The following is a 22158-nucleotide window of genomic DNA, read 5'->3' as shown; positions in this document are numbered from 1 at the left end:
GTAGGCACTGCTTACATAGAGGCTAAAATCTTGATTTTTACCTTTTAGTTAGCGCCCACCCTAAAGTTATTGAGAATGTTGCTAATATCAATTAGACAGTTTGCTTATCTTCTTCTTCGCCGACCAAAAAAGTTAATTACTGAAGGCAATAACGTAGTGCCGATACTAAACAAAGCCCCCCAAAATTCTGCTACTACTGGAATTTCTTCTGGTTTCAAGCCAGCTTGTTTGCAAATAGCAGGGAAAAGACGAGCCACAATTGGAGGAACAAAAATAGCAGGCATCCATTTAAAATAGGTTGGCAATGTCTTAGCAATGATTGGAGTCAACAGTTGGATAACAGCATCAGGACTTTTGCGACAAGCCGCTTGCAGCTTGGCACGAGTCTTTGGATTACTGGTGATTTTCTTGATCGAGGTCTTGACCAGTGCCGTAAAGATTTGCAGCAGACGCTTGTTGACATAGCGGCTGGGAGTTGCAGTTGCCTCCACACCTTCCATGTATCCTTCGAGGTCTTCAGCAACAGTCTCAATCGAGATGCTTTCTAAGCTCTCCAGTGATTCCAGTCCTTCAAAATCCGCTGCCTCAAGACCAACGCTCTCCATATCGGCTTCGTTGAATTCAAGCTGTTCAGCCACACCATTGGCGGCTTCTATTGTGTAAGTCATGGTTGTCTCCTATGAAAAGATGTGTTTTTTACTAGTTGAACTTAGCTTTGGCACCTTGAAAATATTCCGTAGCACCACGTCACTTACAGTCGTTTTCCCGCTTGCTTGAATGAACGGAAGCAGTTATTAATTAAGAGACCAATAGTAGGTAGATTGAAAACTGGTTATTGTTTAGGTAAAATCTATCCAGAAAAAAGGAAGATTGGTCTTTCCTCCCCTCAAATAGGGGAGGATTGAGGTTTAGGAAATGTGAAGAGAGTAGTCCTAACAAAAATTGTGATTAGTAAGACTGACTAGCATCACTTAGCCAAAAGACTACGATAGTTTCTGCAAAGGAGTGGAGTCCCGAAGAATATCGGGTTTCAGGGTTTGAACGGAGAATCAAGGGAGACTTGAATCAACGATTTTCTGTCCGTTTTGACCCTATGGAATAGCACCTCCATCGGTTTGCAGAGACTACCATAACCAGTTCCAAAAACTCGTAATTACACCCTCAGTTGCAGCAGATACTTCATCTGATTTCAACCCAGCATCTTTGCAAATTGCAGGGAAAAGACGAGCTACAATTGGAGAAACGAAGATAGCAGACATCCATCTGAAATAGGTTGGCAATGTTTTAGTAATGACTGGGGTCAACAGTGTGGTAACAGCATCAGGACCTTTACGACAAGCTGTAAGCAGCTTGGCACGAGTTCTAGGATTACTGGTGATTTTTTTCACGGTATTTTTGACTAAAGCGGTAAAAATTTTCGTCAACCGTTTAATCACCAAACTGCTAGGAGGACGACGTTCTAAGTCTCCTTCCATGTAAGCTTCTACATCTTCAGCTACACTCTCAAAAGATACACTTTCTAAGTTTTCCTCTAACTGAGATTCAATCCCTGCTTCCGCCGATTCGTATTCTAAGCTTTCGATATCAGCTTCAGAAAATGATTCAAATGTTTCAGTTGCACCATTTGTTGTTGCTGTATAAGTTGCCATGAGTTTATCCTTTCAGAATTTGATTTTTGTTGTTTATAAGGTTTAGTTGAAGGAAAGTTTTTAGTGAAAAATCATAGAAATAATATTTTAGTTTCCAGATTTTTAAGAGCTTACAAGCTTGTTTATTAGCTCTGCTTTGCTTTCCATACACATATATTATCTTGAGCAAATTTGATTGATAATTAACTATTTTTCGATAAAGTTCTAATGAAACATTCAGTATTTTTAGATTCTCCTCAAAAATTAGCTCAAATATTTAATATTTTCTAAGCGCCCCCTAATTTGGAGAGTTGATGATTTCCATAAATCTTTAAATAAAAAAATACTAGATTAGTAAATAACATAATCTAGTATCGCATTGAGATAATATATTAGTTGATTAATTAGCAGTTAATAGGTAATATTTTTTGTGCCGTTATAACAATGCATGAGAACGCTGTGTCTCTCTCCAAGCACGGGGAGTATTTTTATAGTAATCACGAAACTGACAGTAGAAATGATTGATATTTTGATAGCCTACTTTTAAACCAATCTCATCAACCGAGTAATTAGTTTCTAAAAGCAAGGTGCTTGCTTCCACTAGCCGACGCTCGATAATCCAATTATTCACTGTTTTCCCGGTAAGTCTTCGCACTAAGTCGGTTAAGTAAGCTGAGGAATAACCAACTGCTTGAGCTACTTCTTTTAGTCTAATACTTTGATGATAATTCAATTCAATGAACTCGAAGACCTCACACAGTCGGGGAATAGATGGAAATATGGACGTTCGTAGAGCATTTGATTTTTCACTTTCGGTGGTAGTAGAGAATTTCTCATGTGCTAACTGAACACTAACCAGACCATTTTCTGTAAAAATAACCTCAAATCCTGCTGTCTCCAAGCATTTCATTAAGAGGTTTTTGGTCTTGGTTTCAGCATCACTTACTAAAATATTGGTCATTTTATCTCCTAATACTTAATAAGGATTTACGTTTTTGAGTTGCCATTTCAAATTTCTACATTAAAACAGTGTAATTGCGGTACAATCCGCCATCATGACTGGAATGTGACGAAACTGCAATGATTATTACTATCGCATCGTTCAAAGGGGGTGTAGGAAAATCTACCACAGCAATACATCTGGCAGCTTACCTTGCTATCAAAGGTAAAACTGTACTAGCTGATGGTGATCTTAATCGCTCTGTATTGCATTGGTCAGAGCGTGGTAAAAGTCCTTTCGATGTTTATGATCATAACGAAATAGACCAAGCCCAAGATTTTGAGCATCTTGTGATTGACACTCCCGCCCGTCCTGCCAGCAATGAGTTAAAAGCGCTAGCAAATAAGAGTGATTTACTGATCATTCCCACCCATCCCAGCACTTTTGCTCTAGAAGCATTAATTGAAACTGTGGGAGAAATGAACGAATTGCCACCTGGGCGCTTTAAAGTTTTATTGACTTGTGTTCCTCCTTCTCCCAGCCGTGATGGATATAAAGCCAGAGAAAGTCTTGAAAAATTTGGCTTACCCTTGTTTAAAACTTGGATCAGAAGAATGGCTGTTTACCTGAAAGCGGAAAATTTTGGAGTTCCAGTTTATATGGTAAAAGATCCTCGTGCTTCTGATGCCTGGAGCGATTACGATGCAGTGGGTAAGGAAATTCTCTCATGACCAATTTTGATAAAATTCTGGAAGTCGCTCAAAAACGGCAGGGGCAATCTCAACCACTAAAGCTCCAAGATTCTACAATTCTACTGGAGCAAATCAAAGATCGTGAGCAGGATACGCGACCTTTAAATCCAAAGCACATTGAGTCTCTGGCAGAGTCAATTGCTGTTCTGGGACTGATAGAACCACTAGTCTTAGACAATAAGGCTAGGCTGCTGGCAGGAGGACATCGGTTAGCAGCAATTCGATTGTTAAAGGAGCAGCAGATAAATAAGTATCTTGAGCAGTTCCCTGACAATCGTATTCCTATCAGGGTTTTGCCTTTTGATGTAGAAGAAAACCCTGGTTTAGCATTACAAGTAGAAATAGCGGAGAATGAACAGCGTAAAGACTATACGCCCAATGAAGTAAAAGCGATCGCGGAGCGTCTACGCACTGCTGGATTTATTGACGTAAAAGGAAGACCCAAGAAAGGACAAAAGCCTTTAATGCCTGCTCTAGCCGTTGTAGTTGGCAAAAACCTCCGTACAGTACAAAGGTATTTTGAATCTAACCAAGATACTGAACCAGAAAAAAGTACGACACCTGTCGTACTTTTAAGACAAGCGTTAACTAAGCTGAAACAGTGGCAACAAATTGAGCCGAAAACCCCGAAAGAGAAAGCTTTAGCCAAACGTCTGCCAGAGATCATGAGCTTGATTAAGGATGTCTTGGGTAACGAGAAGTAAACTGATGCATCAGCTTCCCCACCTCCCCCAGCTTGCGAGGCTCGACCTCGCACTGTTCTTGCCCGGTAATGGCTTGAACGTTCAGGTACTCGCCTGAACGAGAAGTGTAAGTTTCTGTACGATTGCTACTAGAATGCCATAAACTACGTGATTAGCCCTATTTAATCACCCTTGAAAAAGAAAAGTAAGAGCCAACTTTTCAACTGTAGATAGAGCGCCAATTTGAGTGTTTATTTCCTAACAGAATGGCTGAAATCAAGGTTTTTAGTAAAAGCTTTATGCCGTAAAGATGGTAGATTATTCTTTTACAAGAGTCATAGAAGAGGCTTAGAGATTGGATCCTTATTAATTAATGTCTAGTTATCTCATTGACCTCCTCGTTTTCTAAATCTTCAGTAGTAGGCTTTGCGTCTGCGGGTCTTTGGACAACAATCCCTAGTAAGACAGTAGCAATACCACTGATGCTGCCCCCTACCTTTTGGTCAATAACTCCTTGGGTAGTTAGGACAGTAGAAATACCTGCAATGACACCTAAAAGAGTGCCCAGTAAATCAAGCTGATTTTTATTAAGTTTCATAGTGAGTAATCAAGATCAACTAGAGTGTGCTAGGATATTTAGTTTTTGTTGAGTTAGGTCAAGGGGGAGTATTATCTCCCGCCCCCACGATTAGAACCGGACGTTACAACATGTCCCAATTTGCAGATATCTCAGCGGCCACCCACTGTGATTAACTTATCCTGATAAATCCTGCTACAGTTGCCATACTTCTTGTGAAGTTACCACTTTTGTTGCTTTTGTTTCCCTCGGAAGTTTGAATCACAGAGTTTTCAGGTGTGTAGCCCCTGACGATCCCAATGTGATTGAGTGTGGAATCGCCCTCCCAGTCAAACACTAGGATATCCCCTCGCCTGGGCGTGACACTGCCTTTGGGATTCCAGTAGCCCTTCTTTTTCGCCCAGTATTTCCAGGACTCGACTAAAGCCATACTCGCCCAAAATCCTTCAGGAATATCTGGAATCTCTGCACCAACATTTCGGCAACAATAAGTCACGAAGGCAGCACACCAGTCGTAAAACACTGGAGAACTACCGATATGACCTAATGTCAACATAGGCTCGCGGAAGAGTTTTAAATACTTTTCGGCTTCACTATTTACTCCATTCCAACTCAGACCTTTGGCAGCTTCATCTTCAGCAAAGCCAGCAAGTTTACCCAGAAATCCTTGTTCTGGAATAGAACCAGACTCACCACCAAGCTCTTTCCAGGTCTGAGGGCCAACTTCTCCATCTACGGTAATATCTGTTTTCTTCTGAAATGCTCTCACAGCAGCTTCAGTATCAGGGCCAAATTCACCGTCCACTTTTCCGGCATTAAATCCTTTAGCATTTAGTACTTTCTGAAGTGCTTTAACATCCTCTCCGATGACTCCTGTACGAAGAATGCGGGTAAGTTTCGGCAGTGTAAATTCAGATGGTTCTCCACCAATTGGTACAGGCGTTTCACCAGCATAAGTCAAATTCCATGCCTCACCCTGCTCGCCTGAGTTAGGAAGTCGCCAAATTGACGAACCCGGAAAACGATTCAAGTAAGATTGCAGTTCTTTTCCTGAAGCTGGCTGTTTTGCATCACTTTCAGAACCGAAGATGGGCAGAATAGGTTTTTTTAAACCCATCTGTTCATAAGCTTTGAGACAGTCTTGAACTTCTTCCTCGTTGGTAGATTTAAAACTGAACTTTTCAAAATAAATCTGTGGCAAAGCTAAGTCACAATGCTCATCTAAAATCTGCCAAGGAACATGAGGATGAAATTGGGGATGACCGAAACTTGTATATCCGAGTGTTCCTTCTTTAACTAAAGGACGCAGAGCCACAAGAAGTTTTTCTACATATATGTGAGTGCTTTTGTCTTCAACTTCTGCTTCCAAATCAAGGACATACCCATCAATTCCACAATCAAGAGCTTGTTTGACTTTTTGTATTTGCTCTGCAACATCTGAAGTTCCGTAGTGATATCCCCATCCATAAACTTCGATGCCACGAGATTTAAGTTTCTCAATGATATCTGGAGAACATTGCCAGTTCCAGAATGTGGGTTGAAGTTTACCCTGAAAGTGGCCATCAAAAACCTTGAGGTAAACACGCTTAACTTGTTGTTTAACTAACTGATCTAAATAGTCACTGCGAATTTTTGGCAGTTCCCAAATCCAAACTCCATTAGAGTGGCCAGTCATATTAATTCTCTTCCTTTGATTGATTAAATTATTGAGAGCAAGTATTTTGCTACAATTTATTTGCTCTGCTTATGTTTTCTAAATAAATGTAAGTAAAATCAACTTATGCAGTTTAATCAGAGGGTTATTGTGGTTTCAAAATTGGCTTGTTTGCAGTTCGCTACAACTAGGCAGACTTTTCTCTCATATAGACAAAGGTGATCGCGATAAATTTGTTACAAAAACTTTACATAGTGATAAATTTTGCACGTATCTTGTCTTTACCCCCTTTAGATGCGTTTGCCCTGTGTTCTCCAGTCCCCATACTTCGCTGTGTTGCCTGAGAACTGCATAAGTTCAAAACGCTGGAATTTATTTAATAATGCAACTAGATAAAAATGTTAGTTGATGCCAAGCAGCACGTTATATATGAATGCTTTATTAAGATACTGGAAAATTTGGCGAATCGATCTTGCCAATGAAAAGGTTGGATACAAAGACTTTTTAGTTCCTCTGGCACAGGAATTTCTCGAACAACAAATTCCCAATTGGCAACATGGTAACGTGCAAGCTGCTTTACTATCCTATTTTCATGGCAATAATGCAGCTGTTGATCCTATGATTCGCGCTCAGGCTGGGCTTTGCCTACGGTGCTACGTTTCTGAGCCTATTCTCAAAGCTTGTCAAAAAATAGACAGTCTTTTCAGTGGTGAAAAGTCTTTTACATATAGAGATTTACTGAGATGCGTTCTTGATGATGATGGGAAGAAGTTAGTTATCTTAGATAGCGATCGCAGAACGCATCTCACTGTGAATGACAAGGGTCAAATTAGTTCCATAACCTATAAATTGTTTACGGTTGAGGTCTTGCGAAAATTTAAGTATGACTCCCAATCTAGTATGAGCTTAGATAATTGGGCATACTTTCAAACTAAACAAAATGCAGAAATTAAAAAATTTTTATCAGAATTTGGTTTTCGCCATCTTAGCAACTGGGCATTGTTAAATAGAGTTAGACCTAAACAACTAGAAACTTTATCACAGCGAGCGCGCCAATTAGTAGAAGCCTTTCATGCTGTTTATCGTCGAGATAGACGACTGCAAAGACAGACAGAAGCCAAAAAATGTCCAGATCCTTCAATCGCTCAATTGCAAGAAATGCTCATCTACTTGCAAACACGAAATCTTATTATCAATACTGCTGATGAGTTAAAAAAAGAACTCCAACAAATAACGACGCAACTTAGACAATATGATATTTGGAGTTCTTTAGAACCTCTAGAAATCCAAAATCCTGAGAATGGCAAGTATATACTGAGAACCGATTTACCTACTGTTTCCTTAGATGAAATAGATGTGGAACAGCAGGAAATTTTGGAGTTCTTACATACAGAACTTAGGTTAGCTTTGACTGATGCGATCGTGCAAGAAATTAGTAATTGTATTACCAAGTTAAAAAATAGCAGCAGGTACGCTCCTCTCGCTCAAAAATACATTCCTGGATTGCAACTATATTACTCTCAAGGCAAGACCTTAAAAGAAATTGTCCCGATCTTAGGAATGACAAGCTGGGATCAAGCTAGACGAGTATTGAATCCAGGAGAACTTCTCAGAAAGGTACGTACCTTGACAGTACAAAAACTTCTCGATAGCATTTTACAAACGGCTCAAGAAAAAGACTTAATAAATATTCCCCCTGAACCTGATTATCTTAAAAACTTGGCTGAACAAGTAGAAAATTTTGTCGATGCAGAAGTATTCCAAGAGGCAGGAGAAGAAATCAGAACGAGTAAAAATCGTTCGTTGGATAGCTTTTATGCACAGCAAATACGGAGTTTTTTTGTACAAAAATCAGTAACCAGCCAAAAAGAGTTAGTTCCCTTCGTACATATATCTAATTAAGACAATAATGAATATTCCTACTCATGTAACTAATTTAAGACTTACCTTGCCAGAAGTAATTTGGCTAGAACCAACATATTTTGATTGGGCTAGAGATATAAGTCAGCAGGTCACTGGTGAACTGCATCAGTGGCAAACATACCTGAATGCCCTAGCACTACTTGGATTTGAACAATGGCTAAGAGAACATAATCCAGAAATAGTAAATCGAGATATCAATATAATTGAGACTGCTTCTAATCTGAAATTAGGTGAGTTTAAATTTTGTCTAATTGCAACTGAACACCTGTTGGATGAAGTAGTCAATATACCTCAAAATGCTATAGATACGCCAGAATTAGCAGCCCACTTCTATGTTTTACTTGAGGTATTAGAAGAACAGGAAGAGATTGTGATTAGAGGTTTTCTCCGTTATGACGAATTGGTTGATTATCGAGGTAGAAAATTAGAACTCAAAAATGGTTATTACCAGTTACCACTATCAAAATTCGATCCAGAGCCAAATCACCTTTTGTTCTACTGTCGTTTTTTAGAGCCATCTATTATTTCTTTACCCGTTGCTACTACTGAAAGTGCGGCAGAAAATTTGTTGGGATATCTGAATTTAACTAGAACCAAGTTAAGCCAATGGTTACAAGAAATCTTTGATGAGAGTTGGCAATCTATTGACTCATTAATCGATCCAAACGCCAATTTTGCTTGGAGTCTTAGAAATAATAACGAGGCTATAAAAAGAGGGAAATTAATTAACTTACAGATGCAACTTGGTAGCCAAAACGTAGTTTTATTAGTAAATGTCAAGGCAGAGACTGATGAAAAATTAGGTGTTTTAATACAGTTACATCCGACGGGGAAGGAAAAATTTTTGCTACCTAATCTTAAGTTGACTTTACTGTCGAAAGGCGGGGAGAGACTTTGTGAAGTTTTATCTAGATATCAAGATAGCTACATTCAATTAAATCCTTTTAAAGGTGAACACGGCAAATGCTTTAGTGTTGAGGTGAGTTTAGAAGATATCACAGTTAGAGAAAATTTTGAACTGTAAAAATGGAAGGTAACGGGTAATAGAAAAGTATATAGTTTTTAGCTAATTTGCTAGAAAATGATTGTTTTATCCACAATTTAGCTTGGCTTTTAACCTTTAATTGTTAATTTCCAAAAAGGGCTGGCTCTATCTTAATTGCTTGGCAATCGTTTTACCCTGCACACCAAAATTTTTCGATGAAACTAATACCAACTTGAAAAATGATTGCGACAGATGGAAACCTGAAACGCTTATCTAACGGAGGTTTCACAATCCAAAATCTGAAATGATATAATTCTCTCAAGGAAAAAACTACAAAAAATTACAAAAATTAATATATAAGAGTTGTAGAATATCTGCATAAATTATTATATTGTAAATAAAGTACTATTTTAGAACAATATCTAGTAAAAGTATGCAAAAAGCTATAAATTAAGCTTAGAAATAATCGGTACTCAGCACTATACCTAATTCCTATAATGAGCAAGACAGTTGTCATCAATCTGGGAAATGGCGACTTGCACAATGGATTTCCTAGCGTTACCGCGCAAATTCGCTCAGATGAGCATCTGCCCCCAGAGCAATTTATTGGTAGCTTGCCCGCAGCTCCAGACCTGGTTGAACTATATAGAAATTGGCGGTCAATTTATCAGGCTCTGTGTACTCGTCAATCACTGCGTTCTCAAGGGGTGGAGGAAGATGACAAACTGGAAATAGAAGCAGGAGCTATCACTAACGTTTCTCTGCTCGATTTTGATGAGTTATGCCAAAAGTTACAAGAGAACATTAATACTTGGCTGAAATCTGCGGAGTTTCTGACAATTGAGCGGCAATTGCGATCGCAACTAGACCAAGCAGCAGAAATTCGAGTAATTTTGGAAACCGACGATTACAACCTACGACGCTTACCCTTGCATCGTTGGGATTTTTTTAAGGATTATCCCAAAGCAGAACTGGCTTTATCTAGACCAGAGTATCAACGGCGAGAATCTTTACAGCCAACATTCACCAGAAATCAAGTCAGAATCTTAGCGATTTTGGGGAATAGCCAAGGCATTGATTTGCAGATAGAAGCAAGTTTTCTCAAAAGCTTAGAAGACATTGCAGAAGTTGTTTCTCTAAACAATCCCTCGCGTCAAGAATTCAACACGCAGCTTTGGGACTCTACAGGCTGGGATATTCTGTTTTTTGCAGGTCATAGTCAAACCGAAGGTGACACAGGCAGAATTTACATCAATGAGAATCAGATAAACAACAGTCTGACAATAGAACAGTTAGAAGAAGCTCTGATTGCAGCGATTGAGAAAGGTTTAAAGCTAGCAATTTTCAACTCCTGTGATGGAGTGGGATTGGCGAATGCTTTGGGGAGATTGCATATTCCCCAGGTGATTGTGATGCGAGAGCCAGTACCAAATTATGTAGCACAGATATTTTTTCAGAATTTTCTCCAGGCTTTCGCCATTGAACGCAAGCCTCTATATCTAGCTGTTCAGCAAGCACGCAGGCAGTTACAAGGTTTGGAGGATGATTTTCCCGGTGCTTCTTGGTTACCTCTGATTTTTCAAAATCCAGCAGTAGAACCATCAACTTGGCTGAAGTTAGGCGGGATTCCCCCTTGTCCCTATCGCGGTTTATTTGCCTTCCAAGAAGAGGATGCATACCTATTTTTTGGTAGGGAACAGTTCACCTCTGATTTGGTAGCGGCAATGAAAAGAAAGCCTTTAGTGGCTGTGGTTGGAGCAAGTGGCAGTGGTAAGTCTAGTGTAGTGTTTGCGGGGTTGATTCCTCGGTTGCGACAAGACCCAAATGTGCAGTGGCAGATAGTCTCGTTTCGTCCAGAGAATAATCCTTTTGCAGCCTTGGCAAGAGCCTTTTCGCCTCTTTTAGAGGATAAAAATGCCCGCTACTTAGTTGAACTAGAATTAGCAATCGCATTTCAGCAAGATGACAAAACTCTCTACAAAATCATCGAGAGGCTTGTACAGCAGAGATTTGGCACTCGCCTAGTATTAGTAGCCGATCAATTTGAAGAACTCTACACCCTTTGTCCAGAAGAAGAACGTCAACCTTTTTTAGATGGATTGCTCAATGCAGTCAGATTAGCTCCGGCGTTTACTTTAGTTACTACCTTGAGGGCTGACTTTTATGGATACGCCCTTTCTTACCGTCCCTTGAGTGATGCTTTACAGGGGGCAGTTCAGAACCTTGGCCCCATGAGCCGTGAGGAATTGTGTCAGGCGATTGAACAGCCTGCAATACAAATGCAAGTAGGGCTAGAAAATGGGTTGACCAATAAACTCATTAATGGTATACACAACCAGCCAGGACGTTTACCATTATTGGAGTTTGCCCTGACAACTTTGTGGTCAAAACAAAGAAATGGTTTGCTAACTCATCAGGCTTATAAGGAGATTGGCGGCGTAGAGGAAGCTTTGGCTAACCATGCAGAGGCAGTATATGCCCAGTTGGCACAAACAGATAGACTGCGATCGCAGCGAGTGTTTATGCAGTTAGTGTATTTGGGAGAAGGAGCAGAAGCAACTCGCCGATTAGCGACTAGTCATGAGGTGGGCCTAGAAAACTGGGATTTGGTGACACGCTTGGCTGATGCTCGTCTGGTAGTCACAAACCACAACGAATCTACTCAAGAAGAAACAATAGAAATCGTCCATGAGGCACTGATTAGAAGTTGGGGACGGCTTGAGCAGTGGATGCTGGTTGACGGTGAATTTCGCCGATGGCAAGAGCAACTCAGGGCAGCAATTCGTCAATGGGAAAGTAGCAGCTGCGATCGAGGTGCGCTGTTACGAGGAAAACCTCTCGCAGACGCAGAATATTGGCAGAATCAACGCTGGCAGGAATTGAGCATAGGAGAGAGAAGTTTTATTGGACAGAGTTTGGAACTTCACAAAAGTGAAATTAGAAAGCACAAGCGCAGGCGGCAATTGATTATCTCATGGCTAGTGGTTGGCTTAGTCTTAGCTGTAACTCTGGCTGGCATAGCTTGGTGGCAAGGACAAAAAGCACGCACTAGTGAGATTAAAGAGATTAGGTCATCGGCAGAAACATTCTTGAACTTAAATCATGAGTTTGATGCGCTGATAGCAAGTATCAGAGCGGGAATTCGGATAAAGAATACATTTGAAGTCGATGCTAATACTCTGACTGAGGCTGTAGAGACGCTGCTACAGGCGGTTAACTTCGTGAGGGAGCGCAACCGTCTAGAAGGGCATAAACAGCCAATCAAAACCACGGCATTCAGCCCCGATGGTCAGATGATTGTCACTGGCAGTGCTGACGGAACTGTCAAACTCTGGAGCCTTGATGGCAAACAACTGCAATCGCTCACGGCACATAAGCAAGCAGTCAACAGCGCCACATTCAGCCCCGATGGTCAGATGATTGTCACTGGCAGTGCTGACGGAACTGTCAAACTCTGGAGCCTTGATGGCAAACAACTGCAATCGCTCACGGCACATAAGCAAGCAGTCAACAGCGCCACATTCAGCCCCGATGGTCAGATGATTGTCACTGGCAGTGCTGACGGAACTGTCAAACTCTGGAGCCTTGATGGCAAACAACTGCAATCGCTCACGGCACATAAGCAAGCAGTCAACAGCGCCACATTCAGCCCCGATGGTCAGATGATTGTCACTGGCAGTGCTGACGGAACTGTCAAACTCTGGAGCCTTGATGGCAAAGAACTAAAAACCCTGCCAGCACATAACCAACCGGTCAACAGCGCCACATTCAGCCCGGACGGTCAGGTAATTGTCACTGGCAGTGCTGACGGAACTGTCAAACTCTGGAGCCTTGATGGCAAAGAACTAAAAACCCTGCCAGCACATAACCAACCGGTCAACAGCGCCACATTCAGCCCGGACGGTCAGATAATTGCCTCTGCCAGTAACGACAACACCGTTAAACTCTGGAGCCTTGATGGCAAAGAACTAAAAACCCTCTATGGGCATTCCAATGTGGTCAAAAACGTTGCTTTTAGCCCTGATGGTAAAATCATTGCCTCTGCTAGTGCAGATAAAACTGTCAAACTCTGGAGCATTGACGGCAAAGAACTAAAAACCCTCTATGGGCATTCCAATGAAGTTACCAGCATTTCATTCAGTCCCGACAGTAAAATCATTGCCACCGCCAGTAGCGACACGACTGTCAAGTTGTGGAGTCTTTACAGTCAGTATACTAAAATCCTCCGAGGTCATCAAGAAGCAGTCTTCGGGTTAGTTTTCAGCCTCGATGGCAAGATGATTGCCTCTGCGAGCTGGGACAAAACTGTCAAGCTCTGGAATCAGGATGGCAAAGAATTAAAAACTCTCAAAGGCCATAAAGATAAAGTCAATCGTGTCAGTTTCAGCCCTGATGGTAAAATCATAGCATCTGCTAGTGCAGATAAAACTGTTAAACTCTGGAGCATTGACGGCAATGACCTAAAAACCCTAAAAAGACATCAAAAAATTGTCTGGAGTGTCAGTTTCAGCCCTGATGGCAACTTAATTGCCACTGCTAGTGAGGATGGTACCGTCAAGCTCTGGAATCGGGATGGCAAAGAACTAAAAACCCTGCGGAAACATTCCTCTGTAGTCAACGGTGCTACATTCAGCCCCGACGGCAAGATGATTGCTACTGCTAGTTGGGACACAACTGTCAAACTCTGGAGCATTGAAGGTCAAGAACTGCGAACTCTCCGAGGACATAAAAATGGGATTAACAGCGTGACATTCAGCCCCAATGGCAAGATGATTGCCACTGCCAGTTATGATAATACTGCAAAACTCTGGAACCTTGATGGTAAAGAATTGCAAACTCTTAAGGGACATAAAGATGGAGTGAATAGCATTGCGTTCAGTCCTGATAGTCAGAAAATTGCCACTGCCAGTAGCGACAACACTATCAAAATCTGGAACCTTGATGGCAAAGAATTGCAAACTCTCAAGGGACATAAAGATGTGGTTTGGAGTGTTAGCTTCAGTCCCGATGGCAAGAGCCTTGCTACTAGCAGTAGTGATAACACCGTGATTTTGTGGTACTTGTATCTAGAAGATTTAGATAAGCTACTCGTACGTGCTTGTGAGTGGACGCGAGATTATCTCAAGAATAATCCTAATGTTAACCAAGAAGTCCGCCATTTCTGTACTGCGATTAGTCAAACCTTTTGATACTCCCTCAACTTTAGGAATTAAGTGATTAAGCAAAATTAATTATACATGTTTCAGGGAAAGTCAGAAGGGGAGCCACTCTGGTGAGATACTCCGCTCTTGTGGTTCTCCCTGTAGGCGTAAATAGAAGGTTCATGCAACTAGGGGCAACCTATAGCTATAAACCTTATACAGCAACAGTTACACAGATTGATACGGGATTTAACCGCGTTCACGAATAGATTTGTTGCACAAATACTTTTTCTAGCGCATAGATAGTAAAAAAACTTTGCCTAAAACGGAGCTTGGAGTACCTGGAAGTTTGTGTCTCAAAGTATTATCGCTCCGTCTCTGAACTGAAAAACATTGCCTAAAAGAAAGCAAACTAGGCAAAGTTATCATTTGTATTTCTTATCAATTAAGCCGAAAAATGGGTTATTTTTACAGAAATTTACAAGGTTGCCTGTGATTTGAACTGAAAAATGAGATTTTAACTCATGATATGCTTCAGAAATGAGTATCCAGTTTATAGTTCACTTTTGATATTCGAGTTTTTTACTAATAATGATTATCGTGTAGAGGATAAAAAGACTGATAAAAGAGACTTTTGTATCAATCCCTCAGCTTGATTATCATTATTATTCAGCTACGATTTGAGTAGGCGATCGCTCTGTTGCTGGGCGATCGCTTGTTCAATGAAATATTTTATTTTTACTCAGATATATACTAAAACAAAAGTTTTGAACCATAACATGGGTATTTGAGCCATATTTTGAATTGAAAGTTTAAGTTAGAACAATTTTGTCAGGGATTTTTTGTGCAAGTTTTGTCCAATTGTGTTTTTTCAACTCATTCTCTAGTTATGATTCAGAATTTCAACTCTCACTCATGTATGAATGCAAAGTTTTAATTTGTGATTAGCGCGAAAGCCTAAATTTTCGTTAACTCTCTTCTAATTTATGGATCAAAATTTTTCTCACATTATGATTCAAAGCATATTGCCCCTGGTTGCACGAACCTTCTATTTACGCCGATTCGTCGCCAAAATTTGTACTTCCATAGGTTGGAGTGTGACTTTCATCACTCGTATTAGATTATCGTTAATATGAGCGTTGACTTCATTGACTTCTGTTATTTTTGCTTCTCCTTTATTTTTTGTTTCTACTTGGTAGCGTGGTGCAGTCAGATAAGTTTTATTGCTGTATGCGAGGTTATAAGTAGAGTTTTCAGGATTGATATTGAAATCGACAATGACATATACGGTTTCAGAACGCTCCTGGTTGGTATTCGCTACCACAACTACTTCTTGGTCGTTTAAGATACGAGAAAACACCAGCACACCAGGAGATAGAGTAGAAATACTAAAATTAATATTGTCGCCAGAGATAGGTCGGAAGTACTGCCGACCATAGCGTAGTGCTGGATAGAGATCGCGGATATGAGAAAGTTTGTTAATCGTCTGATAAAACTGGTGGTTAGGATTAAAGGCATCTGGTTTACCCCATAAAGCCTGACGAACTGCGCGATCGCTATTTCCAGAGCCATTTAGTCCCTGTTCTGTCCCATAGTACAAACAGGGTATACCCTGTAGGGCAAACAAACAGGCAATACCTAAAGTGGCTTGGTCATTGTACTTGTCTGGATCGGTTGAATCCGAATAATAAAAGCGATGATCCTGATCGTGATTATCTAGAAACGTGACAAAGAACCGACTAGCTTCACCATGAGAGCTGATGACGTTCCGTTGCACTTCCTTGCGTCGTTCATATATGTCAACGACTTTAGACGGTGACATGAATCCTTTTGCTATTTTAGGAAGTTTGTGGAAAACAGGGAAGTCAAGAGCAGCATCAACGCCCATCAAATCGTCTTTGTCCTGGGTATAGCGACCAGTAAATTTAGCAAGTTTCTCTTCGCTTTCATCGGCAACCTCACCGAAAGTAAAAAAGTTTTTCTTGCCAATGCTGAGGGCAAATTCGCGCATTGCATTGCCAAAAATGCGAGCAAATTCTGGCTCAATGTGCTTGAGAGCATCAAGTCTAAAACCGTCTATGTCGTATTTAGCAATTAGATATTGATGAATGCAGATAAGAATATTACGTACTTTCGGATTATCGGTAACAAATTCTTTGAGCGTACCAAAGTCTCCGCCATACTCAGTATCTTTCCTGTTACCCTTACGCCGAAAGAAGTTGTTATTACAAAGTTCTTTCGGCCAGATTGCTGCATCAGAGGGAAGATTATCATCAGTGGGTGGATTCTGCCAATTTTTGTTAGGATTGCCGCTTTGATCACGCCACTGAATATCGTACTCGCCTGCATCACGAAATGGGAGTTCGCCATCTTTTCCATTCGGATCGATATAAGCAAAGACATTTCCGGCATGATTGAGCACAATGTCAAATATTACATAGATATCACGGGCATGAGCTTCGTCTATTAGCGCTTGCAACTCCTTTTCTGGATTGTTTTGATCAGATGCAAATCTTTTATCAATTTGCAAAAAATCTTGAATGCCATAGCCATAATATGTTTTTTGATATTGGCAATTCTTCTGGACAGGAGTTAGCCAGAGCGCTCCAACCCCTAATTCTTTCAAATATCCAAGTTGTTGGCGTATACCTTCAAATGTACCACCTTGAAAATCCTCACTCGGACTATCCCACTTTTGTTTTGGTTCAGCCTCTGGATTATTAAATCGGTCTACCATAATGAAGTAGATCCATTGATCCCGCCAATCTTCCGGTGATGGAAACGGATAATGAATTTCTTCAACTTTGTCTCCAACTTTAACCCGTTTCGTCTCTCTATTCAGAACTGCACTTCTAACTTTATTTAAAGTATTTTGGACTTCTAAGTCATCTATCGATTTAGGCACTCTTCTCTCCTTAGTTATCTATGATACTGTTTCTATATCAAAGAGTTTCTCATCTTTGAAAAGAAATAGATACCAGCATTTTGAGCTTATGCAGTTACTCATATCCGAGATTTGCTTGATGATGTGGAACCAGCCCTCGTATTTCCGGTGTTTACCTTGATTTTCAGAGCATTAGAGCAAGGTAAACACTTATCATGGTTAAATACCAGCCTTTTCTGCACCTCCTGCCATAAAATCAGCGACGGCGATTTTAGGCATCACCGTGCCAAAAAAGGTTTTTTGTACGCTAAAGAATTTTCAAGTGCCTGAAACGACGATTTTTCGTTCAAACTAGATTGAAACTGGCAGCCTAACCATAGGTCTTTCACGAATTTTATAGGAAAAAGCACTTCTTGAAAAGCCTACCCCATCTTGGTTTCAGCCTTAGCGTACAATTTACCCGTTTCGGCACGGTAACGCCCAACAGGCGTTAACTCGTATTAGAAGAGACTTTACTTAAGGAGCATTAATTAGTGACGCGTGGTCAGAAAAAAACCGAACCGAAAAACAATGGAGCGAAATTAAATTTTAAGCAAAGGCTTATTCGCAGATGCGAATAAGCCGTGGGATTATATAAATGCAGCCTGGACGTATTTATCATGGCCCCCAATTATTAGTGGACATCAACCAACAGAAAGAACAATTTAGCAACGCATATCTCCAAGCCATCACCAGTGTTGCAGGTTATTCTCTCTACAAACCAGCCGTAGACGACGACAGCGTAGACTGGGGAATAGCAGCCACAGGTCTTATGGGGCGCATCCGTGCGCCTCGCTTGGAATTGCAGCTAAAATCAACATCAAGGGATGTCCTCAACGATAACGCTATCCGCTACTCTCTCAAACTAAAAAACTACAATGATTTACGAATGGTTGACTTTGCCGTTCCTAGAATCTTAATTGTAGTTTTACTTCCCGACAACTTAAGCGAGTGGGTGCAACAATCAGAAGAAGAACTTTGTATGAGGTATTGTGGCTATTGGTTATCGCTCTTTGTCATGCCAGAAACACAAAACACATCGACTGTAACTGTCACCATGCCAAGAAATAATCAATTTTCAGTCGCTGCTCTCCAGTCAATTATGCAAGGTATCGGTCAAGGAGTACAACCATGAAAGTTACTGTGCAAGATGCGGAAATTATCAAAAATATAGAACCACAACAACTAAGAGAGTATTTACAATCTCACGGTTGGCACGAAGACAGACCTTTTCTTGATAATGCCACAATCTGGCACAAGGAAGCACAAAAAGGAGAATTTGAAATCTTACTACCAAGCACAAAAAATTTAGGAGATTATATTCCGAGAGTTCGTGAACTTATCGAAACGATAGCAGATTCTGAAAATATTTCTTACCTCGAAATTTTAAATGAATTTATTAAAAATTATCCTCATTTAAAAATTCAAGGCTTTGTCACGCAAATTGCAACTCCTAACGCAGATACATTAAGTGGTGAAGTTACCATTGTTTGTCCAGTTTTTGAGAAATTACGCCAAATCAAAACTGAACTGCTCGACCATGATTATATTTTGGCAATAAAATCTTATCAAGAACGCTTACCTGTAAGATGCACGGGTGATTTAGTTAAAGAAAATAATATTTTTATTTTGAAAAATCCACAAGAATTTCAAATTGAGAATATTTGAATATTCTTACCAATAAGTGTGACTTAGTAGAAAAATTAATTGTTATTTACGAATCATAATTTTCTTGGTTAGCTATTAGTAAAAAATCGGACCAACCCATCAAAGCAAAGTACCGAATCTACTATTGGAGTTGCCACTTAGACAATTAGCAATTCAAGGTATTTGTTGACGTAGAGCATTAAACTAGAATACTATAGCGATTAAATATAGTAAATTTGTTCTATCAAGCATCTAGTGAATATGAAGTTTTTTATTCCTGCTGCTGATTCAAGCACATCCGAACAAGAGGTGTATAAAGCTATCAAATTACACCTTGGTGAAGGACTAGGCGCAAAATTCTCTGAGCGTCGTATCAGAATTCTGCAATGGCAACATGATGGTAAGCAATATGAAGCTGAAGTAGGCAAGACAACATTATTCAATAACGAAATCGTGATTGCAATTCTCTACGACCCATCTAGAAAACTTTACCATATATGCACCCCAAACAGAGGGGTATTGCGAGATATCTCTATCTTGGCTGGTGAGTCGTCTATTATAAGTGTAATCGACTTTGACACAGAGTAAGTTTTGTTAAATAGACTATTAATAGGAACACTGTTCACGTGTTGCATAAATACTCATTGTGTTTTGTAACTTTTCTTATAATTAGAGTGAAAGGCTGTCTAAAAACTTGCTCAGTCTAGAAGGCTTTAAACTAGCCTTTTGAAGAATTTGTAGTTGTTCCTTACTAAAATCTCTCACCTCTTCTAAAGTCAGTCGATTGCCTCTTCCCTCATTTTCTCGTGCTGGCAAGTAGCGCAAGTTAGCAATATGCCAACACGCCTCAACTTCCTCTTGGTTCCTGAAATCAAAATAACTCTGAGGAACAACATGATCTAAATGACATCCATCAGGGCGTGTTCCTAAAACTTCAAATACTAATTTTGCAACTTTACCAGCAAAAGTTGTGATTGAAAATTGCTTTTTTACAACTTGTTGACGCAAGTATATTTGAATCAATCTTGCAATTCCATATTTAATCTTATTTATTTTCCGTTGTTCTTCTGACGGTTTCATACCAGCACAGTACGGACATCTAACACCTTGCTTGAAAGCATCCCAAATGATAGAGTGCTGATGATCTTCAGGACATATATATTGCATCTTTGTATTTGATTTTACATACCTATCAAGGAGTTGATAGCCCTCCGTAGTAAAAGCAAGTTCAACTTGCTCATGAGTAATAATTTTGCCAGCACAATAAGCACAACGATTACCAGCTTTAAATGAATTCCAAGTTATTTCATGCTGATGTCCATTTGGACAAATATATTTCAACTTTTTATCAGCACGTTCGTATGAGTTTAGTAGTGTATAACCTGCTATTTCAAATACTGCTTTCATTTCTTCTAGGTCTACTATTTTACCTGCACAGTATGCACATCTACAACCACTTCTAAAATCAGCCCAGGTAATCGCGTGTTCATGTCCTTCAGGACAAATAAACTTTAATTTAGTTGTATTTATTTGATACTCACTTAATAACTTATATCCCTCCTTCGCAAAAGCTTGCTCTACTTGCTCATGAGTAACAATTCGACCAGAGCAGTAAGCGCATCTGTATCCTGAGTTAAAGTTATCCCAAGAGATTTCATGTTGATGACCTTGGGGACAAATAAATTTAAGCTTTTTTTTCTTGGATTCGTATCGATCTAGAAGCTGATAACCTTCTTTACTGAAAGCAGCTTCAACCCTTTCATGAGTTACTATACTTCTTCCCGAACAATATGCACATCGATACCCTTGACTAAAGTTAGTCCAGTTTATTTCATGCTGATGTCCTTTGGGGCAGATAAACCGCATCTTCTTATGAGCGCCTTCATATCGGTCTAGCAGATGATATCCTTCTACTTCAAATGCTGCTTCTACTTCTTCATGGGTTTTCCGCCGTTTCCTACCTCTAATTTCGTGAGCGCATATCTCGCATCTATTACCTCGTTGAAAATGACTCCACCTTACTGTAGTTTCATGTCCTTTGGGACATATACACTTCATGGGAGTTAAATTCTTACGGTACTCCTCCAAAAGTTTGTATCCTTCTGCTTCAATTGTTTGTTTAACTAACTCAGGCGAAGTCCGTCTTTTTTCAGTATTAGCTTTGCGAGTACAAAATTTACAGCGTTTACCTCTACCCCAGTCCAACCAAGAAATTTGATGCTGGTGTCCTTCCAGACAAATAAACTTCATTTTTTTCGTGTGAGATTCATATTCATCGAGTAAGTTATATCCTTCTGCTGCAAATGCTGCTTTGACAGTTTCAGCCTTTTTTAGATGCTGCTGTCTAGCTCGACATAGCTTGCAACGAGTACCACTGTTGAAGCTTGCCCAACGAGTTTCATATTCGTGTCCTTCTGGACATACGACTATGATTGGTGTTTGCGCTGACTGATAGACACTAAGTAACTTGTATCCTTCCTTTTTTAGTTGCTGCTCAATAAACTCATGCGAAAATCGCTGATTTTGTGCATTATCTTCATGAGAACAAAACCTACATCGATGGCCTATCCTAAATAACTCCCAAGAGATTTGATGAAGATGACCTTTTGGACATCTGAAGCTCATTTTCTTTTTAGAGTTAACGTATTTATCTAAAAGCTCATAGCCCTTTCTAACAAATGCCTCTTCGACTTCTGCATGGGTCATTCTTCTGTGAGGCTGACTTTGATTCTCTGAACAGTCACTAATAGATTCACAGTTAAACTGTGGATCTTCAAATAAGGAAAGCTGTACTCCAATCCATCCGAAGCTTGTGCCCATCAGCACTAGACTCTTAAGCTTAAAAAACAAGGTCGTCAACTAGAGTAAAATTATACCCTTATTTTCTAGATAAGTTCTGATATTGAATCGCTCATCTGCTTTTGCAAGCGCTGGCGGTTATCATCATATTTCAAAACCGTCTGCACTTGGGCGTGTCTGCTAAAGCGCTGGGTAGCACGGTAGTTGCCATTGTTCAGATCCAATACTGTGGTAATCGCACTGTGGCGGATGCGATGGGGCGACATCTTCTTAGTAATTCCGGCTTGCTTGCATAGCCCATCCACCAATCGCCTGATTGCCTCCCCGGTTAATCTCGCTCCATTCTTGTGGTAAGCCAGCACAGTGAAAAGCGGGTCTAAACCACGTTTATTCTTACTTGCTTTTGGGAGCAATGCGGTTTTGTCAGATCCAGTAAAAAACAAGCGATCGCAAAAATAAAATCTAAGTAAGAAGTAACTTTATTTACTAAATATGTGCTGGTAGCC

Annotated in this window: 16 protein-coding genes; 8 read left to right on the top strand and 8 right to left on the bottom strand. The window is 40.1% G+C overall.

The window, feature by feature from the left end:
* Positions 1-104: 104 nt before the first annotated feature.
* The 3 genes from H6G86_RS30615 to H6G86_RS30605 all read right to left on the bottom strand — a co-directional run bounded on the left by H6G86_RS30615 (position 105) and on the right by H6G86_RS30605 (position 2589).
* Positions 105-668, bottom strand: coding sequence for a hypothetical protein (locus H6G86_RS30615; RefSeq protein WP_190937468.1), 564 nt, complete (start codon positions 666-668; stop codon positions 105-107).
* A gap of 456 nt (positions 669-1124) precedes the next feature.
* On the bottom strand, positions 1125-1649 hold the full coding sequence (locus H6G86_RS30610; RefSeq protein WP_190937467.1) for a hypothetical protein: 525 nt from the start codon (positions 1647-1649) through the stop codon (positions 1125-1127).
* A gap of 415 nt (positions 1650-2064) precedes the next feature.
* Positions 2065-2589, bottom strand: a complete 525-nt coding sequence (locus H6G86_RS30605) for a helix-turn-helix domain-containing protein (protein WP_190937466.1) — start codon at positions 2587-2589, stop codon at positions 2065-2067.
* Between the two features lie 119 nt (positions 2590-2708).
* On the opposite strand from H6G86_RS30605, the gene H6G86_RS30600 reads away from it, so the two are divergent.
* Complete coding sequence (locus H6G86_RS30600; protein WP_190937465.1) at positions 2709-3299, top strand: AAA family ATPase; 591 nt, start codon at positions 2709-2711, stop codon at positions 3297-3299.
* The gene (locus H6G86_RS30595) at positions 3296-4024 is read left to right on the top strand and encodes a ParB/RepB/Spo0J family partition protein (protein ID WP_190937464.1); all 729 of its coding nucleotides are present in this window, start codon (positions 3296-3298) and stop codon (positions 4022-4024) included. Before H6G86_RS30600 ends, H6G86_RS30595 begins: the two co-directional genes overlap by 4 nt.
* A 349-nt stretch (positions 4025-4373) precedes the next feature.
* On the opposite strand, the gene H6G86_RS30590 is transcribed toward H6G86_RS30595, so the two are convergent.
* Entirely contained in the window at positions 4374-4601 is a 228-nt protein-coding gene (locus H6G86_RS30590; protein WP_190937463.1) for a hypothetical protein, read from the bottom strand.
* 151 nt (positions 4602-4752) lie between these two features.
* A complete protein-coding gene (locus H6G86_RS30585) occupies positions 4753-6255 on the bottom strand; it encodes a peptidoglycan-binding protein (RefSeq protein WP_190937462.1) in 1503 nt (500 codons plus the stop codon).
* 408 nt (positions 6256-6663) lie between these two features.
* On the opposite strand from H6G86_RS30585, the gene H6G86_RS30580 reads away from it, so the two are divergent.
* The 3 genes from H6G86_RS30580 to H6G86_RS30570 all read left to right on the top strand — a co-directional run bounded on the left by H6G86_RS30580 (position 6664) and on the right by H6G86_RS30570 (position 14331).
* Complete coding sequence (locus H6G86_RS30580; protein WP_190937461.1) at positions 6664-8136, top strand: hypothetical protein; 1473 nt, start codon at positions 6664-6666, stop codon at positions 8134-8136.
* 7 nt (positions 8137-8143) lie between these two features.
* The gene (locus H6G86_RS30575) at positions 8144-9181 is read left to right on the top strand and encodes a DUF1822 family protein (protein ID WP_190937460.1); all 1038 of its coding nucleotides are present in this window, start codon (positions 8144-8146) and stop codon (positions 9179-9181) included.
* A gap of 458 nt (positions 9182-9639) precedes the next feature.
* Entirely contained in the window at positions 9640-14331 is a 4692-nt protein-coding gene (locus tag H6G86_RS30570) for an nSTAND1 domain-containing NTPase (protein ID WP_190937459.1), read from the top strand.
* A 1000-nt stretch (positions 14332-15331) separates the two neighbouring features.
* Here H6G86_RS30570 and H6G86_RS30565 read toward each other — a convergent pair.
* Positions 15332-17188: an alpha-amylase family glycosyl hydrolase gene (locus H6G86_RS30565; RefSeq protein WP_190937458.1), complete on the bottom strand. Its 1857-nt coding sequence runs from the start codon at positions 17186-17188 to the stop codon at positions 15332-15334.
* 616 nt (positions 17189-17804) lie between these two features.
* Between H6G86_RS30565 and H6G86_RS30560 the strand changes: the two genes are divergently transcribed.
* From H6G86_RS30560 to H6G86_RS30550, 3 genes are all read left to right on the top strand, one after another.
* Positions 17805-18341: a DUF4365 domain-containing protein gene (locus H6G86_RS30560; protein WP_199338485.1), complete on the top strand. Its 537-nt coding sequence runs from the start codon at positions 17805-17807 to the stop codon at positions 18339-18341.
* A complete protein-coding gene (locus tag H6G86_RS30555; protein WP_190937457.1) occupies positions 18338-18874 on the top strand; it encodes a hypothetical protein in 537 nt (178 codons plus the stop codon). The genes H6G86_RS30560 and H6G86_RS30555 overlap by 4 nt, the downstream gene beginning before the upstream one ends.
* Positions 18875-19114: 240 nt before the next feature.
* Positions 19115-19441 (top strand): hypothetical protein, encoded by a 327-nt coding sequence (locus H6G86_RS30550; RefSeq protein ID WP_190937456.1) that lies wholly within the window; start codon positions 19115-19117, stop codon positions 19439-19441.
* Positions 19442-19522: 81 nt separating this feature from the next.
* Here H6G86_RS30550 and H6G86_RS30545 read toward each other — a convergent pair whose 3' ends face one another.
* Together H6G86_RS30545 and H6G86_RS30540 are read right to left on the bottom strand one after the other, a co-directional pair.
* On the bottom strand, positions 19523-21673 hold the full coding sequence (locus H6G86_RS30545; RefSeq protein WP_190937455.1) for a hypothetical protein: 2151 nt from the start codon (positions 21671-21673) through the stop codon (positions 19523-19525).
* Between the two features lie 65 nt (positions 21674-21738).
* Complete coding sequence (locus tag H6G86_RS30540) at positions 21739-22014, bottom strand: tyrosine-type recombinase/integrase (RefSeq protein ID WP_313931498.1); 276 nt, start codon at positions 22012-22014, stop codon at positions 21739-21741.
* Between the last annotated feature and the right edge of the window lie 144 nt (positions 22015-22158).

This window comes from Nostoc sp. FACHB-133, from assembly GCF_014698055.1.
GTDB lineage: Bacteria > Cyanobacteriota > Cyanobacteriia > Cyanobacteriales > Nostocaceae > Nostoc.
The sequence above is the reverse complement of the archived record's forward strand: the minus strand, read 5'-3'. Positions and strand labels throughout refer to the sequence as shown.